This is a genomic window from Nitrospira sp., assembly GCA_024998565.1.
GTDB lineage: Bacteria > Nitrospirota > Nitrospiria > Nitrospirales > Nitrospiraceae > Nitrospira_A.
In genome coordinates this window covers 394485-411893 of record JACOEM010000001.1, presented here as the reverse complement: position 1 = coordinate 411893, position 17409 = coordinate 394485, and the positions used below count along the sequence as shown (strand labels likewise).

General features: G+C 60.3%; 19 protein-coding genes. All 19 read left to right on the top strand.

All coding sequences use genetic code 11. From position 1 onward, the window contains the following. The first annotated feature begins 13 nt into the window (after positions 1–13). Complete coding sequence (locus H8K11_02115) at positions 14–355, top strand: cytochrome c (GenBank protein MCS6262524.1); 342 nt, start codon at positions 14–16, stop codon at positions 353–355. Positions 356–369: 14 nt separating this feature from the next. Next, positions 370–1245, top strand: coding sequence for a twin-arginine translocation signal domain-containing protein (locus H8K11_02110; protein MCS6262523.1), 876 nt, complete (start codon positions 370–372; stop codon positions 1243–1245). 18 nt (positions 1246–1263) lie between these two features. Further along, positions 1264–2808: an FAD-binding oxidoreductase gene (locus tag H8K11_02105; GenBank protein MCS6262522.1), complete on the top strand. Its 1545-nt coding sequence runs from the start codon at positions 1264–1266 to the stop codon at positions 2806–2808. 58 nt (positions 2809–2866) lie between these two features. Then, positions 2867–3997: an NAD(P)-dependent alcohol dehydrogenase gene (locus H8K11_02100; protein MCS6262521.1), complete on the top strand. Its 1131-nt coding sequence runs from the start codon at positions 2867–2869 to the stop codon at positions 3995–3997. A gap of 38 nt (positions 3998–4035) precedes the next feature. Further along, positions 4036–4560: a hypothetical protein gene (locus tag H8K11_02095; protein MCS6262520.1), complete on the top strand. Its 525-nt coding sequence runs from the start codon at positions 4036–4038 to the stop codon at positions 4558–4560. Between the two features lie 190 nt (positions 4561–4750). After that, a complete protein-coding gene (locus H8K11_02090) occupies positions 4751–6805 on the top strand; it encodes a sigma 54-interacting transcriptional regulator (GenBank protein ID MCS6262519.1) in 2055 nt (684 codons plus the stop codon). A 93-nt stretch (positions 6806–6898) separates the two neighbouring features. Next, on the top strand, positions 6899–7339 hold the full coding sequence (locus H8K11_02085; GenBank protein MCS6262518.1) for a Spy/CpxP family protein refolding chaperone: 441 nt from the start codon (positions 6899–6901) through the stop codon (positions 7337–7339). A 3-nt stretch (positions 7340–7342) separates the two neighbouring features. Next, on the top strand, positions 7343–8446 hold the full coding sequence (locus tag H8K11_02080) for an efflux RND transporter periplasmic adaptor subunit (protein ID MCS6262517.1): 1104 nt from the start codon (positions 7343–7345) through the stop codon (positions 8444–8446). Beyond that, positions 8443–10422, top strand: a complete 1980-nt coding sequence (locus H8K11_02075; GenBank protein ID MCS6262516.1) for an ABC transporter ATP-binding protein — start codon at positions 8443–8445, stop codon at positions 10420–10422. The genes H8K11_02080 and H8K11_02075 overlap by 4 nt, the downstream gene beginning before the upstream one ends. Before the next feature lie 20 nt (positions 10423–10442). After that, complete coding sequence (locus H8K11_02070) at positions 10443–11573, top strand: ABC transporter permease (protein MCS6262515.1); 1131 nt, start codon at positions 10443–10445, stop codon at positions 11571–11573. Positions 11574–11583: 10 nt separating this feature from the next. After that, a complete protein-coding gene (locus H8K11_02065; GenBank protein ID MCS6262514.1) occupies positions 11584–12738 on the top strand; it encodes an ABC transporter permease in 1155 nt (384 codons plus the stop codon). A gap of 271 nt (positions 12739–13009) precedes the next feature. Further along, the gene (locus tag H8K11_02060) at positions 13010–13516 is read left to right on the top strand and encodes a DoxX family protein (GenBank protein ID MCS6262513.1); all 507 of its coding nucleotides are present in this window, start codon (positions 13010–13012) and stop codon (positions 13514–13516) included. 61 nt (positions 13517–13577) lie between these two features. Next, a complete protein-coding gene (locus H8K11_02055) occupies positions 13578–13865 on the top strand; it encodes an STAS domain-containing protein (GenBank protein ID MCS6262512.1) in 288 nt (95 codons plus the stop codon). A gap of 13 nt (positions 13866–13878) precedes the next feature. Continuing rightward, positions 13879–14796, top strand: a complete 918-nt coding sequence (locus H8K11_02050) for a hypothetical protein (GenBank protein MCS6262511.1) — start codon at positions 13879–13881, stop codon at positions 14794–14796. A 124-nt stretch (positions 14797–14920) separates the two neighbouring features. Further along, positions 14921–15220, top strand: a complete 300-nt coding sequence (locus H8K11_02045; protein MCS6262510.1) for an antibiotic biosynthesis monooxygenase — start codon at positions 14921–14923, stop codon at positions 15218–15220. A 31-nt stretch (positions 15221–15251) separates the two neighbouring features. Beyond that, positions 15252–15692, top strand: a complete 441-nt coding sequence (locus H8K11_02040) for a Spy/CpxP family protein refolding chaperone (protein ID MCS6262509.1) — start codon at positions 15252–15254, stop codon at positions 15690–15692. Positions 15693–15790: 98 nt separating this feature from the next. Next, on the top strand, positions 15791–16129 hold the full coding sequence (locus H8K11_02035) for a hypothetical protein (protein ID MCS6262508.1): 339 nt from the start codon (positions 15791–15793) through the stop codon (positions 16127–16129). Between the two features lie 166 nt (positions 16130–16295). Next, on the top strand, positions 16296–16721 hold the full coding sequence (locus H8K11_02030) for an OsmC family protein (GenBank protein ID MCS6262507.1): 426 nt from the start codon (positions 16296–16298) through the stop codon (positions 16719–16721). A gap of 5 nt (positions 16722–16726) precedes the next feature. Beyond that, on the top strand, positions 16727–17409 hold a 683-nt coding region (locus H8K11_02025), incomplete at its 3' end, for an HAD family hydrolase (GenBank protein ID MCS6262506.1).

Below are 17409 nucleotides of genomic sequence, written 5' to 3'. Positions count from 1 at the left end.
GGGAGGAGATGCCATGCAAGAGCCAAAAGCAGTATGGATTGTGTCGGCCGTGATCCTGACGGCATTCGTGCTGCTCGGGAATGTGGTACGCATCGCAGGGGCCACATCTCAGGAGACTCCCGAGCCTGGGTTTCGGTGGAAAGACGGGGCCGAAGTTTATGCGAAGGTCTGCGCGTTTTGTCATGAGGCCAGGGTCGGCCCAACCATCCGCGGCCGTGGCCTTGCTCCCGCCTACATCACCTTCATCGTCCGACACGGCAACCGGGCCATGCCATCCTTCCGCGCGGCCGAAATCGACGACGAGTCGCTGGCGAAGGTGGCTGAGTATGTTTCCAAAGCTGCAGCTAATCAGTAGGGAGGGCTCACGCCATGGAGATCGATCGACGCAACCTGATGAAAGGTTTGTTGGCGGGAGGAGCCCTGCTGGCGCTCGGGACTCCGTCGTGGACGTTTGCGGACGAGCCGGCGAAGAAGGCCAAGCGGTGTCTGCTCTTCCTGGGAGGCGCCAATGTGGATGGCCGGTTTGCGAACGGTGTGCGCGTGGCCTGTCAGGAAGTGAAATACGACGGGCTTGAGACGATGAAGGTCAACGGTGGACTCCTGTCCGATCCCGGCAAGCTGGTCTCGTTATTCGAACAGTCGAAAGGCGCGCGCTGGATCGCCGTCATGGACGATGCGAGTGCGGCGGTTTTCCAGGAACTGGCGCGGACGGCCGGAGCCCGTCTGCTCTCAGTCGGTGCTCATGCCTCGGTGAAGGACGACGCCTGTCCGCTTCGGCATACGTGGCTTGCGGCCTCACCCGCTCAGGGCGCCGGTGCTGTTCTGGCTTCTCGACTCATCGATGCGGGTGAAAGTTTTTCGATCATCGAAAGCTTCCTTGACGGATCATCGGCCGCGAGCAAACCAACCAGTTGGTCTGCACCGGGGTTTGCCTCCTATCGGTCTTCCGGATCCGACGCGATGCATCTCCACTGTTCAGGACTGTCGCTCTTGGAAGGATGTGCACAGCTGGGCCTGACTGGAGTTGAGGGATGGACGCCCATCCCACCCCACCTCTCTGCAGGCAAAGCCGTGTCGCAGCAGTCGCCACAGTGGGTGGAATCCGTGGGGTATGCCGTGGCGGCTTCGGCTCTCGGGGGCCGGATTCCGGAGTCCTGTTCCAGTCGCGCGTTTGTCCATCGGGCATTCACTCCCCATTCGTTGCCACCCACACAACGATTCGTCTCCTTCGTGATGGATATTTAGGCGGACAGGAGGATCAGCATGGCCAGCAAATTTATCGCATTACCGAAAGGCGTTTCGGAGAAGTCATTCGCGGCGGCGATTGCGGAGTTCCGCCGCATACTAGGTCAGGACTCCGTCCTCGTCACGGCGGAACAGCTTGCCCCTTACATCAAAACCATGATGCCGGTCCCGGATGCGGACCATACCCCGTCCGCGTCGCTCCTCGCCACGACAGTGGAGCAGATTCAGAAGATTGTCGCGGTCTGCAACCAATACAAAGTCCCGATCTGGATGATCTCGACCGGCCGGAACTTCGGTTATGGGTCTGCCGCGCCGGCCGAACGGGGTCAGGTGGTGCTCGATCTGAAACAGATGAACCGTATTTTGGAAGTCGATCCGGATCTCTGTTTCGCCCTCGTCGAGCCCGGCGTCACCTACAAGCAGCTCTACGATTACATCCAGGAACATAAGTACCCGCTGTGGCTCTCCTGTCCCGCCCCTTCCGCCATTGCCGGACCGACCGGCAATACGTTGGATCGAGGCGTCGGGTATACGCCCTATGGAGAACATTTCCTCTTTGCCTGCGGGATGGAAGTGGTTCTGGCCAACGGCGAGGTTCTCCGCACCGGGATGGGCTCGCTGCCCAAGTCCAACACCTGGCAGGTCTTCAAGTGGGGATACGGACCGTACCTCGACGGGATCTTCACCCAATCCAATTATGGCATCGTCACTAAGTTCGGATTCTGGCTGATGCCGGCCCCTCCGGCCTTCAAGCCGTTCGTCATTCAGTACGAGAACGAAGACGATATCGTGGAAATCGTCGAGACCATCAGGCCGCTTCGCATCAGCGGCGTCATCCCCAATGCGATCGTGATCGCCCACGCGCTCTATGAAGCGCCCACGAAGGCCAAGCGGAGCGACTATGTGACCGGGCCCGGGGCGATCACCGATGACGCGGTGCGGCAGATCATGAAGGACCACAAGCTGGGAGTCTGGAACGTCTACGCGGCACTCTATGGCACGCAGGAACAGATCGACGTGAATTGGAAGATTGTGACGGACGCGTTCAGCAAATCCGGCAAGGCAAAAATTCTGACGGAGCAAGAGGCGGGCGACGATCCGGCCTTCCAATATCGCGCGGCGCTCATGCGCGGCGACATGACCCTCAAGGAATTCTCGCTCTACAACTGGCGCGGCGGCGGCGGCTCCATGTGGTTCGCACCGGTCTCGCAGGCGCGCGGGAGCGAGACGCTCAAACAGATGGCCATGACCAAACGTATTCTGGGGAAGTACGGACTGGATTATTCCGGCGAGTTCATCGTCGGCATGCGGGACATGCACCACATCGTGGATGTGCTCTATGACAAAACGGATCCGGCCATGACGAAGGCCGCCTACCAGTGTTTCGATGAGTTGCTGACAGAGTTTTCAAATGAAGGGTACGGCACCTACCGGGTCAACACGGCCTTCATGGATAAGGTCGCGCACACCTATGGTCCGGTGCAACGCCACGTCCATAAGACGCTCAAGAAGGCGCTTGATCCCAATGGGATTCTTGCGCCGGGCAAATCCGGCATTCGATAGCCCGGCGACTCGTTCTGTTCAGTCGATGCGATGCCGATCGCGCATGAAGGAGTAACAGATGACCAACATACCCAAGATACAAACCAGAGAGATCAAGGCGGCGGTGGTCCGCAAAAAGGGCGGGCCGTTCCAGGTCGAGACCCTCACTCTTGAAGAACCGCGTCCCGACGAGGCTTTGATTCGGATCGTTGCGACCGGCATGTGTCACACCGACATGGTCGCGCGCGATCAGCTCTACACCGTGCCGTTACCGGTTGTCCTTGGCCATGAAGGGGCCGGTATCGTGGAACGGGTCGGCAGCCGCGTCAAAAAAATCGCACCGGGTGACCATGTCGTGTTGACCTACATGTGGTGCGGCCACTGCAAACCCTGCCTGAACGGCGACCTGACCTATTGCGAGAATTTTTACCCGTTGAATTTCGGCGGCGCCCGTGAAGACGGCAGCACCGCCACGCATGACAAGCAGGGAGCGATCCACGATCATTTCTTCGGACAGTCCTCGTTCGGCACCTATGCGCTTGCTCACGAGCGGAACGTCGTCAAGGTTCCGGCCGACGCGCCGCTTGAATTACTCGGCCCTCTCGGCTGTGGCATCCAAACCGGCGCGGGCGCCGTCATGAACGCCTTGAAGGTCAGGCCAGGCCGCAGCTTTGCCGCGTTCGGTGGCGGAGCCGTCGGCTTGAGCGCCGTGATGGCTGCGCGTGTGGCCGGTGCGACCACCATCATTGCCGCCGATGTCGTCCCGTCGCGGCTTGCACTGGCCAAGGAACTCGGCGCCACCCATACGGTGAACAGCCGCGAGACCGATCCTGTCGAGGCCGTGCGACAAATCACCGGCGGCGGCGCCGATTTCACGCTCGAATCGAGCGGGCGTCCGGCGGTGCTGCGCCAGGCCATCGACGCCTTGGCGATCAAAGGTGTGTGCGGTATCGTCGGCGCTCCGGCGTTGGGCACCGAAGCCGGCTTCGATGTGAACGGGGTTATGACGACCGGCAAGCGGATTATCGGCATCATTGAAGGCGACAGCGTGCCGGATCTGTTTATTCCAAGCCTCGTCGAACTCTATCAGCAGGGGCGTTTCCCTTTCGATAAACTGGTGAAATTTTACAGCCTTGATCAGATCAATCAGGCGGCGGAAGACAGCGAGAAGGGCGTCACAATCAAGCCGATCGTCCGTCTCGGCTCGTAACAGTAAGACACCATGTTCGAGACCGCAGGGAGACCATCATGAATCGTCAGACGTTTCGATGTCTCGCATTGGCGACGGTACTGGCCGCGCTCTCCATTGCCTCACCTGTCGCCCATGCGGCGACCGGGGCGGAGCATCTTGCGCGCGGCCACACGGAATTCACCAGCGTCGTGACGAAAAAAGCCGGTGCGCTCGTGGTGACGACACCGAACGGTGCGATACATCAGCTCAATGAAAATATGGCGCGGCGTCACGGGCAGGAGCCGTTCAAAGCGGGGGATGAAGTGATCGTTGTGTTGGATGAGAACAACTACATCGTTGACATGCACCTCAAAGGGAAGGAAGGAACGCATCGACAGGTGACCGGTAAACTCATCCACGTCGGTCGGATGAAAAAGCAGATCAAGCTGCAAACGCCTGACGGCGAGCAGGTGTTTCCGCTGGCGGAAGAAGGACAGAAGACAAAGGGAATGGAAGAAGGTGAATTGGTCACTGTTGAACTGAATGAAGCGGGAACGGTCATTGACATGCACCGGGCCGACATCGGAGGAGGCGGGCATTAAGGACCGGCAAGAGGTTCGATGGTGAGCATGAGGTGACGAGGACGATGGCATTGATCGCCGCATCGGGAGTTTCCGTCTCGGAAGAGCGGAGGCGAGAGTACTCCCCGGTGCCGTTGCGTACTGTGCCGGTCGGGGTCATACTAGGTTACGACTCATGAACGACCGGCCATCCCTACCAACCCCACAGGCGATGCAAGGAGACAGTGAGCGATATGGCGCTCTGCTGCAGGTGGTGGAAGCCATTGCAAGCCATGCTGACTTGCAGGGGCTGGTGCAGGATCTCGCCCGCCTGCTGCCGCTGCTCGTGCCCGTCAACTTTGTCGGCCTCTCCCTCTACGATGCGCAACGCGGCGTCATGCGCCTGCATGTGCTGCAAGCGAATGTCCCGGCCGACATCATCGGCGGCCATGAACCCACCCCCAGCGATACACCGGCCGGCCTTGTGTGGAAAACCCAGCAACCGTTGCTGATCAATAATCTGGACGAGGAACATCGCTGGCCGAAGGTCATCGCGTTGATGCGTGAGGATGGGGTGCAGTCCTGCTGCCTGGTTCCCCTGACTTCTGCAGCGCGACAGTTAGGCGCGTTGGCATTTTTAAGTGTCGAGGAGGAGGCATACCGAGTCTCAGATCTGGAGCTGATGCAACAGATCGGGCGGCAGGTGGCCGTGGCCGTGGAAAATGTGCTCAACCGCGAAGCGGCGGCGGCGGCCAGGCGAGATGTGGAACGGCAGCGGGATCGATTCAGTCTGCTGCTTCGCATGACCAATACGATGGTGTCCAAGCTCGATCTGCGGGATGTGTTCAGCGCAGTGAGTCTCTGTTTGCGCGAGATGGTGCCGCAAGAGTATGCCAGCCTGATTCTGTGCGACGGCAAGAACGGCCGCGTACGCCTCCATGCCTTGGATTTTCCTGAAAACCGGGGCGCGTTGACCGAGGGGGCGGTGTCGGATGTTGCCGGTTCTCTGGCCGGCCTGGCGTTGGAGCGGAGGCGCCCCGCGGTCGCCAATAATCGGCCGGACCTGAAGGCGTTTTCGCACGCCGTGCCTCAGCTCCTGGTCATGAAAGGCTTCCACTCCATGTGTTCCCTGCCCCTGTTGTCGCGTGACCGCGTGATCGGTTGTCTCAATCTGGCCAGCCGGCAGGAGCAGGCGTTCGGCGAACAGGACGTCGAGTTTCTGAGTCAGGTGGCCGGACAGATTGCCCTCGCGGTGGACAATGCCCTGGCCTATCAGGAGATCACCGAACTCAAAGATCGATTGACCGAAGAGAAGTTGTATCTGGAAGAAGAAATTCGCCTTGAGCACAAATTCGACGACATCATCGGTGACAGCCGCGCGCTGAAGCAGGTGTTGGGGCAAGTCGAGATCGTGGCGCCGACCCAGGCGACCGTGTTGATTCAGGGCGAGACCGGCACGGGGAAAGAACTGATTGCCAGGGCGATTCACCGGCTCAGCGGACGGAACCAGCGGACCTTCGTGAAGCTCAATTGTGCCGCGATTCCGACAGGGCTGCTGGAAAGCGAGTTGTTCGGGCATGAACGGGGGGCCTTCACCGGGGCCATCGCCCAGAAAGTCGGCCGGTTCGAATTGGCGCATGGCGGGACGATCTTTCTGGATGAGGTGGGCGAAATTCCATTGGAACTGCAGTCCAAGCTGCTTCGTGTTCTGCAGGAGCAGGAGTTCGAACGCCTGGGCAGTACGCGGACGATTCGCGTGGACATTCGTCTGATTGCCGCCACGAATCGGGATCTGGCCAAGCTGGTGGAGGACCGTGAGTTCCGAAGCGATTTGTACTACCGGCTGAACGTGTTTCCGATTACCCTGCCGCCGCTCCGTGAGCGTCGTGAGGATATCCCGGTGCTCGTGCGCTATTTCACGCAGCATTATGCCGCCCGCATGAAGAAGCACATCGAAACGATTCCCGGGCCGACGTTGGAGGCCCTGTCCCGCTATCACTGGCCGGGAAACATCCGGGAGCTGGAGAACCTGGTCGAGCGCGCGGTAATTCTGACCCAGGGAACCCACTTGCAAGTGCCGCTCTTGGAACTCAAAATTGAAGCGCGGCAGCCTCCGGCGCCGAGCTCTACCCTGCAGGATGCGGAACGCGAGCAGGTCCTGCGCGTCTTGCGCGACACGCATTGGGTGATCGGCGGGCCGGATGGGGCGGCTGCTCGCTTGGGCCTCAAACGCACCACCCTCACCTCGAAAATCAAGAAACTGGGCCTCTCTCGCCCTAGGGAATAATGGTGGGAGCCCCTACCATGTCCCCTCCGACTCCTGATTCAATGTGAGGGGAAGAGTCGCTCGGACATCACCGCAATCACCAAGGAGGGCAGCATGAAGATGCAGAGTACGGTCAGGGTGGCGATCGGGGCGTTGGTCATTGCCGGGGCGCTTGTGGGTGCCGGTTGTCACCGGCACCATACGCCGACGGAGCGAGCCGACTGGATGACGGGGAAGATCGCCAAACATTTGGACCTCGATGAACAGCAGAAGGCCAAGCTGGCCGCCGTGAAGGACGAAGCGATGGCCGTACGCGCGGAGTCGGAGAAGGAGCGCAAGGCGACCATGGAAGAGGTCATCGCTCAGGTCCAGAGTGACCGGCTGGATCAGGCCAAGCTGGCCCGGTTGTTTGAGCAGCACCAAGCGGGACAGACCCGCCTGATGCAGCGCGTGTTGCCCAAATTGGCGGAATGGCATGCGACCTTGCGGCCTGAACAGAAGGCCGAAGCCGTGGAGCACCTTCGCAAGTGGATGGACCGGTACGGAGACCACTGAGTCGTGACCCTTCGGACCTCGACCATTGCGGCGGCCGTCCTCGGGTCGGTGCTGATCGTCGGATACGTGATCCTCGATCGCCTGGTGTGGCAGGACGGCCTCCCGGAGGGACTGATCCAGGCCAATGGGCGCATTGAAGGAGACCATGTCACCGTTTCCAGCAAGTTTCCCGGGCGCATCGTAGACCTGGCGGCGCGCGAAGGGAGCCAGGTTCACAAAGGCAACCTGCTGATCCGGCTGGACGACGCCCAGACGAGAGCGAAGGTCGATCAGGCGGCACGGTTGGTGGACAGCATGATGGCGCAGGTGGAAGCGGCCCATACCGCGCTTGCGGTCCTGAACCTCGAAGTGCCTCTGAGCATCGAAGCAGTGGCCGCCAAAGTCGCAAGCATGCGCGCCGTCATCCGGAAGGCACAGGCGGTCGAATATGAAGCCCGCCGGGACACCGACCGCATCCGATCCCTGCTTCCCGAGCAGGCGGTGTCGCAGCAGCAAGTGGATCAGGCTGAGGCGCGCTGGAAGGTGGCTGTCACGGAGATTGCCGTGGCGAAAGCCGCCCTTGACCAGGCGAGCAAGGAGCTCGCGCAGGCCGAATTGGGGTGGGGACGAATACGATCGAAAGAAGCGGAGGTCGCGGCGCTCGAACGGCAACGCGACCAAGCAGATGCGACGTTCGCGGAGGCCCGTAGCATACTCGACGATCTGACGATCGTGGCTCCGACGAACGGCACGGTGACCACTCGGATGGTGGACGTCGGAGAGGTCGTGGCAACCGGCGCGCCCCTGCTCGAACTGGTGGATCTCGACCGCCTCTACCTGCAGGTCTATGTTCCGGAACTCCAAATCGGTAAAGTCCGCCTCGATTTGCCAGCCCGCATCCATACGGACGCGTTTTCCGACCGGTCGTTCGAGGCGACGGTCCGGTACATCGCCTCGAAAGCGGAATTCACGCCGAAAGAAGTCCAGACTCCGGACGAACGGGTCAAGCTGATCTATGCCGTTCGGCTCTATCTCACCGAGAATCCTGACCATCGGCTGACGCCGGGTCTGCCGGCGGACGCGGTGATCCGCTGGAAGGACGACGTGGCCTGGTCGAAACCTCGATGACGAAGCCCGCTGCATCGTCACCGGAGGTGGTTGTCCGTGTGTCCGGCTTCGTCAAGCGTTACAAGCAGCATCTCGCGGTCGACCGCCTGGACCTCACCGTGAAGAGGGGTGAGATCTACGGCCTCATCGGACCGGATGGTGCGGGCAAGAGCAGTGTGATGAAAGCGATCGCCGGGGTGTTGCGATACGACGGGGGATCCGCCGAAGTGTTCGGGACCCTCGTGGATTCCGAGCGGGCGGCGGAACGGGTGAAACCGCGGATCGGATTTCTCCCGCAAGGGTTGGGGCTCAACCTCTACCCTGAGCTCTCTGTTGAAGAAAACATCGACTTCTTCGCCCGGCTGCGGCTGGTGCCGGAGCCTGAGCTTCGCGAGCGCAAGTTCCGGCTGTTGGCGATCACCCGTCTGGACCGCTTTCGCAGCAGGCTGATGAAGCAGCTATCGGGCGGAATGAAGCAAAAGCTCGGCTTGATCTGTACGCTGATCCATGAGCCGGAGCTGGCCATTCTGGACGAGCCGACGACCGGGGTCGACCCTGTCTCGCGGCGGGACTTCTGGGCCATTCTCGCCGAATGGCAGGCGGACAAGGGCATGACCGCGCTGGTGTCGACCGCCTACATGGACGAAGCGGCCCGCTTTCACCGGCTCTCGTTTCTCTCTCATGGACGGGTGCTGGCATCGGGCACTCCTGCAGAAGTCCACTCACTGGTCCCGGGCCTTGTCGTCACCTTCAAATCGAGCCCGCAACTGGAAGCGGTTGCTCGGCTGAAGCGCCGGTATGCCCAAGTCGAATCCCTGGGCCCCTCGCTGCACGTGTTCACCGCAGAACGGGAGCCGGAAGCCGCCGTCGCGGGGATCCGGCACGCGCTGGACAATTTACCGCTCGAGCACGTCCACACGGATGAGCCGGAGTTGGAAGATGTCGTGGTGGCGCTGCTGTTGAAGGAGCGAGAAGAACAACCGGCAGAGTCGGCAGGATCGGACCACTCCCGTCACTCCACGGGCAGGCAGCAGCTCGACGGACTGGCCGTCGAGGCCAAGGAGCTCATTCGGGACTTCGGTTCGTTTCGAGCCGTGGATCGGGTCAGCTTTGACATGAAGCAAGGTGAAATCTTCGGGTTGCTGGGCGCGAACGGGGCGGGCAAGACGACCGTCATCAAGATGCTGACCGGAATTGTGCCTCCGACGGCCGGTGAGGGCCGTGTAGCCGGCGCGGATATGCGCACGGCGGGTGGTGCCATCAAGGAGCGCATCGGCTACATGTCGCAGGCGTTTTCCCTCTATCTGGATCTCACCGTCATCGAGAATATTCGACTCTTTGCCGGTATCTACGGGTTGGCTCGGCGCGAGGCGCAGCAACGGATGAAGTGGATCGTGGAGATGGCCGGCCTGACCGGCTATGAGGATGATCGGACGGGGCGCCTGCCCATGGGTGTGCGGCAACGTCTGGCGTTGGGGTGCGCACTCGTTCACAGCCCCCGCGTACTGTTTCTCGATGAACCGACGTCGGGAGTGGACCCCATCGGCCGTCGACGGTTCTGGGAAGTGCTGTCACGGTTGGCCCGCGAGGAGGGGGTCGCGATTCTCATTACTACCCACTATCTCAGCGAAGCGGAGCATTGCGATCGCCTGGCTCTCATGTATGCCGGACGCATCGTGGCCGAGGGGACGCCGGCGGAACTGAAAAGACAGGTCGAGCGGGACATCGGGCAACTGCTGGAGGTTGTCGTCGACAAGCCGGGGGTCTCACTCGCGCATGTGGTGGCAGCCGGGTTCGCCGGCGCGGCGCTCTTCGGCACCAAGATCCATGTGCTGTCTCGTGATCCGGGCCGCGACGAGGGGCGTCTTCGGGATGTCCTGACCCGCTCCGGGATTGCGGTTGGATCGGTGCGGACGCGGACGCTCAGCCTGGAGGACGTCTTTGTGTCGCGGGTGATGGCATTGGAACAGGCGGCGCAGAAGGAGGGGCCACCCTGAATCTGCAACGCATCGGCGCTGTGGCGCTCAAGGAATGGAAGGAAACCACCAGAGACCGGCTGTTCCTGCTGCTGGCTTTCTTGTTGCCGGCCCTGTGGTTGGTGGTATTTGGGTATGGGTTGAATCTGGATGTCGAAAACATTCCCTTCGCGGTCCTGGATCGGGATCGGAGCGAGTTGAGCCGGGATTATCTCCACCGGTTCATGCAATCGCGCTATTTTTCGTTTCAGGGGTATGCCAACGATGAACGTGCCCTTGATCGCCTGTTGACCGAGACGAAGATCCGGGCGGCCATCATCGTTCCCGAGCGGTTCCAGGAGCAGTTGACGGCGGGGGAACCGGCCTCCGTGCAGACCTTGCTCGATGGGACCTTTCCGCTCCATACGGATATCGCCAAAGGCTATGTCATCGCCATCAACCAGGCGTTCACCGAGGAGCGACTGATCGAGTACCTGCGCCGGACCCGTGGTCTCACCCAGGAGCAGGCCGATGCGCTGGTGCGTCCGCTGACCGTAGAGGTGCGATATCTGTACAACGAAGAAGTCCGGAGTACCTGGTCCATGGTGCCGGCGCTGGTCATGTTCACGTTGATGCTCGCCTCGCCCCTGCTGACGGCGCTGGGGGTCGTGCGGGAGAAAGAAACGGGTTCGATTTACAATATCTATAGTTCCACCGTGAGCCGCGCGGAATTCCTCACCGGCAAGCTGCTGCCCTATATCGTCATCTCCCTCGTGAACGTCTGCGTGTTATGGCTGATGGCCGTCGGCCTCTTTCAGGTGCCTTTTAAGGGAAGCTTCCTCCTGTTCTTTTCGGCGTCGGTGCTGTTCGTGTGCTGTACCACGGGGATCGGCCTGCTGATTTCTCTGCTGGTGCAGACGCAAATGGCGGCGCTGATTATCACGATGGTCGTGGCGATGATCCCGACCATCCTCTTTTCCGGTCTCTTGGTGCCGGTGGCCTCGTTAACTCGAGGCGCGAAGGTGCAGGCACATCTGTACCCCGCCATGTATTACACCAACATCGTGCGAGGAAGTTTTCTGAAGGGCGTGGGCGCGGAGGTGCTGTGGACCGACCTGCTGGCGCTGGCGATGTTTGCCCTCGCGTTGAGCGGGCTTACGTATCGGCTCTTCACCAAGAGGCCGAAGACATGAGGGATGAGGCATGACGGCCCGGCAGCAGGCAGTCACGTGGGGGCGGCGGCTCGCGGCGATGACGTGGAAGGAAATCTTGCAACTGTCGCGCGACGTGCCGCTGTTGTTGTTCCTGTTGTATTCGTTTTCACTCTCGGTGGTGGTCAGCGGAGCCGGGATCACGATGCAGCTCACCAATGCGGAGTTGCTGGTGCACGATGCGGATCATAGTCACTCGTCCCGCGAGCTGATCCATCGGTTTCAGCCCCCCTATTTCAAATTCGCCGGGGAGATCAGCGATCCTCGCGAGGGGCTCCGGCAACTGGACCAGGGCAAAGCCATGGTGCTGTTGGAGATTCCACCACGATTTCACGAGGCCTTGATGAGCGGGGAACGAACGGCGGTGCAACTCCTCGTCGATACTACCAATGCACCCCAGGGTCTCTCGGCAGCCGGGTATAGCGTGCGAATCGCCGGCCTGTTCGGGACCGAGACGGGCCTGGCCTCGGCGGGTCTTTCCGGAGCAGAGGCAGCCATGCCGCGGGTCTCCAGCGCCCATCGCGTCTGGTTCAATCCCACCCAGGATGAACGATGGTTTCAGTCCATCGCACATGTGTTACGCATGACGACTATCTTTGCGGTGTTGTTGCCGGCTGCTGCGCTGGTCCGTGAAAAAGAACGAGGCACGGTGGAACAGTTGCTGGTGTCGCCGCTGTCCCCCTTTCAGATCATGTTTTCCAAGGTGCTCGCGATGTCCGGGGTCATCCTCATCGCGCTCAGTCTCGCCCTGTATGGCGTGTTGCACCCCGTCTTTCACGTGCCGATGAAAGGTTCGACCGGGCTCTTTTTTCTGCTGACCACCTTGCATGTGTTCACGACGGCGGGATTCGGGTTAGTGGCGGCGACCATCGCGAAGAACCAGGCGCAAGTGGGCATGATGACGCTCTTCGTCGTGGGCCCGATGCTGTTGCTGTCGGGCATCACCTCGCCGTACGAATCGATGCCTCAGTGGGTGCAGACGGTGATGACGTTCTCCCCTTTGCGGTACTACATCGACATCACCTACGGCGTGATGCTGAAGGGAGCAGGCCTGGACCTGCTCTGGAAGCCCGTCGTCGCCATGCTCCTGTTGGGAGGAGCGTTATTCGGGTTTGGAATGTGGCGATTCCGACGGCAATTCCAATGAGCACACATCGGAACGTCACGGTGCGCCCCCGCTAATCGCATGCATCCTCCTGTCACGCCGTGACGATGGGCTTCGTCACCTGACGAGGATTCGTCGTCCGCCCCTCGTCACTCATGTCACGGCTCCTGTGCCCCTGCTGGTCATTTCCATCCATCTTGCCTGTGATTTCAGCCTGTTAGAGCCCTCCGTCCTCAGTGGTCACGATCGGGAACGGCCCTTGCCATACCTTACCTACAACGGGTCGTCATCATTTCTAAAATGGAGGTGCACCATGCAGACATTGTTCAAAACAGATGAGTCCTGGGCGGGTTTGATTTTGCGGGTGGTGCTGGGAGGCGTGATCTTCGCGCACGGCGCTCAGAAACTATTGGGCTGGTATGGAGGGTTCGGGTTTGAAGGCACCATGGGATTCTTCACGCAGAAGATGGGCCTCCCCTGGCTGGTCGCGTTTCTCGTCATCATCGGCGAATCCATCGGGAGTCTGGCCCTGATTGCCGGATTGCTGACGCGCTTCACGGCGGCCAGCTTCATCGTGATCATGCTCGGCGCGATCATGACCGTGCACCTCCCGCAGGGGTTCTTCATGAACTGGTTCGGACAGCAGACGGGTGAAGGGTTTGAATTTCACCTGCTCGTGATCGGCATGAGCCTGGCGTTGCTGGTTGTCGGCGGGGGCAAGTGGTCGCTCGACAGTGTCATCGCCCGCTGGCTCGGCGAGCGGGCGGCGGCTCCGGTGACGAAAGTACGGGAAGCGAGCTTCGCTCTGCGCATGTTCTGAGCGTCAAGGTAAGGCCGGGCATCGGTCCGGCCGGACTCGAGGGACGAAAAGGTTCACGGCCATGTTGAAGATTACGGTGTCGAATACAAGCCGGGGAACCACCTTCGTTCTTTCCGGCAGGCTGACTGGTCCCTGGGTTGATGAGTTGCGGACTTGTTGGTTAAGGCAGGAGGTCGACGACCCGGCTCCGTGCCATGTCGATCTCCGGGAAGTGACCTTCATCGACGAGGCGGGTACCACGCTGCTGTCTCAGATGGCCCGCGCGGGGGTCACCATTCAGGCGTCGGGCTGTTTGACGAAGGCCATCGTGCAGAATTTAGGCAAGACAGGCGTTCACAATCATGGCTGAAAGGAGTCAGACGATGACACGCACAACAATTATTCTCGGTTCAGTGGTACTCGGCTTGTCGATGGCGGTGTCCTATGGACAAGCTGCCGAAAGCGGGGGCAAGAGCGCGACGCACATGAAGGTCAGTGGAGTGGTATCGAATGTGGCGTCAGGCATCACCACCGTGAAGACCCCCTGGGGGACGATGAAAATCGCGTCGACGCTCACGCCCAAGAACCTTGAGGTCGGGGAAGAAGTGGACATGCAGGTCAATGAAAACAATGCCGTGATCGATGTCCATCGCAAGGGAGACAAGGCCCATAGCCATCGCTTCGTGACCGGCAACCTGGCCTATACCTCGCCGGATAAGAAAGAAATCAAAGTGTGGACGCCGGAAGGAGAGAAGGCCATCGATGTCCAAACTGGAAAGTCCAAGTTGTCCGCCTTGGAAGAAGGGGAACCGGTGACCATCGAGTTGAACGAAGCGGGAAAGATGATCGACATCCATCGCTTCACGGTAGAGATGAGCTTCGACGAACACCCGCGCACGAAGCCCGGTTATGTGATTCAGGTGGACGGTACGGTCGTCAAGTTTGATGCGAGCTTGGTCTACGTGAAGACACCGGCCGGACAGTACACGCTCTTGAAGAAGTATACCCCGGCCGATGCGGCGGTCGGCGATCACGTGTCCCTCTGGATCAATGAAGAGGGCATGGTGATCGATGTGCATGGAAAAGATAAGGCGAAGGCCGGGACCCATCGGCTGATCTTCGGCAAGCTGATCCGTACGGGGCCCAACAAGAATCAGATCAAGCTCGCCACGCCGGAGGGGGAGAAAGTGTTCCCGCTGGAGCGGATGGAAATCAAGACCAAGCCGATCGCCGACGGAGACCATATCGTCGTCGAGCTGAACGAAGAAGGAACCGTGATCGATCTGCGGAAGGCGCAGTAATGTGGTTGGGTCTGGCGGGTGCCCACGCTCCCGCCAGACCGCAGGTGGGTCGCGATCAAACCCTGGGTCTCAACACGTGTCAGGTGATGGTAGTAGTCGACATCGAGCCTATTCATGGAGGTGCATGATGCCGGTAACATTGATCAATGTGTTTTCGGTCCCTCACACCAAAGAAGCAGACTTTGTGCAGTGGTGGCAGGACGTGAAGGAGCACATCACGAAGCAAGAGGGGTTCATCAGCGGTAAATTCCACACAAGCATCAAGGCGGAGAGCCGCTTCAATTTCATCAACGTGGCGATCTGGGAAAATGAAGAGGTCTACTGGAAAGCCTACGAGAAGCGCGTCACGCCCATGAAGGAGAAACTGGGGCAGCTGGGGATTGAAATGACTCCGGCACTCTATCGCGTCGTCTTCGAGTACTGACTGCGTGGGTTCACACCACAAGGAGGATCGTATGAGGATGCACAAGACATTCAGGGTGGTCGTCGGCACGTTGGTCATGGCCGGAGCGTTGGTCGGTGCCGGGTGCCATCGTCACCATACCCCGTCGGAGCGAGTCGACTGGATGACGAGCAAGATCGCGAAACACTTGGATCTCGATGATCAGCAGAAGGCGAAGCTGGCGGTTGTGAAAGACGAAGTGATGGCTGCCCGGGCCGAGTCGCAACAAGAGCACCGGGCGATCATGGAGGAGGTGCTCGCGCAAGTCCAGAGCGATCGGCTGGACCAGGCCAAGCTGACCCAGCTGATGGATCGCCACCAGGCCGAACAAAAGCGCCTGGTGCAGCGCGTGTTGCCGAAGGTGGCCGAGTGGCATGCGACCCTGCGGCCGGAACAGCAGGCAGAAGCCGTGGAGCACCTTCGCAAGTGGATGGAACGCTACGGAGAGCACTAAGCGATCAGTCGGACGATCACCATCGAGGGACGAGCGCGCTGGTGCTGAACTCTGAGCGGTCGATCGACGACCGCCGGAGCCCAACCAAGGAGGATGCAATGCGACATGTAAAAGCATTCTGTGCCATGTTGTTCACGGCCGGCCTGATTTTTTCGGCCGGTCCCCTGTTCGCTGAAGTGGATGACGGATCACACATCACCATCACCTCGCCGAAAGACGGCGCCACAGTGGGAGAGACGTTTGAGCTCACCTACGAACTCACCAAAGGTTCCAAGGCGGCTCATGCGCATGTGTATCTGGACGGTGAACCGCAGAAGAAGTTTCCCGGCACATTCAAAGGTCTCAGCAAGGGCAAACATGCAATCACAGTCCAAGCCGCAACCCATGACCACGACCATTTGGCCGCAACCGCTACCATTACGGTGGACGTGCAGTAGAGGCAGGCCAGGCGGAGAGGTATCGGCCTCTCCGCCGGCCGGTTCATGACGCGCTTGTTATAGGCAGGAGCAGCCGCTAGACTCGCTGAATGGTGTATGAGCCAAGCGCCGCATCGCGCACATATGCGGCGCGGCCGGGACCTATCACTGAAACCAAGGAGGCCACATGAAACGGAATGCGTCAGCCAAATGGCAGGGCGATCTCAAAACCGGCAAAGGAACGGTGTCGACGGACAGTGGTGTCTTGAGCGAGACGCAATATTCGTTCAGTACGAGATTTGAGAATGGAAAAGGGACGAACCCGGAAGAGCTGATCGCGGCGGCCCACGCCGGCTGTTTTACGATGGCCCTTTCCGGACAGTTGGGCGCGGCGAATCTGGTCGCTGAGCAACTGGCGACCACTGCCACCGTCACGATGGAAAAGGTAGAGGCGGGCTGGACCGTCACGGGCGTGCATTTGTCTGTCACGGGCAAGGTGCCCAAGGCCGATGCCGCCAGTTGGGAGAAAGCGACAGCGGCGGCCAAGGCCGGCTGTCCTATTTCACGGCTGCTCAACGCCACGATCACCATGGATGCGAAGTTGGAGAACTAGACCTCATGACCGTTTCGCAGGATCCTGACTCTGTAGCGTTTCTCTTCGATCTGGACGGCACGCTCGTGGATAGTGTTTACCAGCATGTGCTGGCTTGGCGTGAGGCCACCCAAGCGGCAGGAATTGAACTGCCGGTTTGGAGGATTCACCGTCAAATCGGCATGAGCGGTGGCCTCATGTTACATGCGCTCTGGCGGGAAACCGGACGGCCCGTTTCAAAAGACGAGGCGGAGCGCATTCAGCGGGTGCATGCCGACGCCTTTGCGAAACAAGCCCCATCACTCCGAGTGCTGCCCGGGGCGCAAGAATTATTGAACGCATTGACGGCGGCTCACGTGCCCTATGCCATCGCCACCAGCGGGCGACTGCAAAGTGCGCAACATACGTTGAAACTGCTGAAGCTTCCTCCCGGAACTCCCGTGGTGACCCGTGATCAGGTGAAGCGCGCGAAACCCGATCCTGATTTGTTTCTGGCTGCCGCGGAGCAGCTCCATATGCCCATCGCCAAGTGCATCGTCGTTGGTGACAGCGTGTGGGATCTCTTGGCGGCTCGTCGTGCTTCCGCGCTCGGGGTGGGGCTGTTGTCGGGAGGTTATGGGAGGGAAGAACTGGAACGGGCGGGCGCCTATCGCACCTATGATGATCCGGCGGACCTCTTGCGCCACCTGGACGAATGTGGCGTACGGCC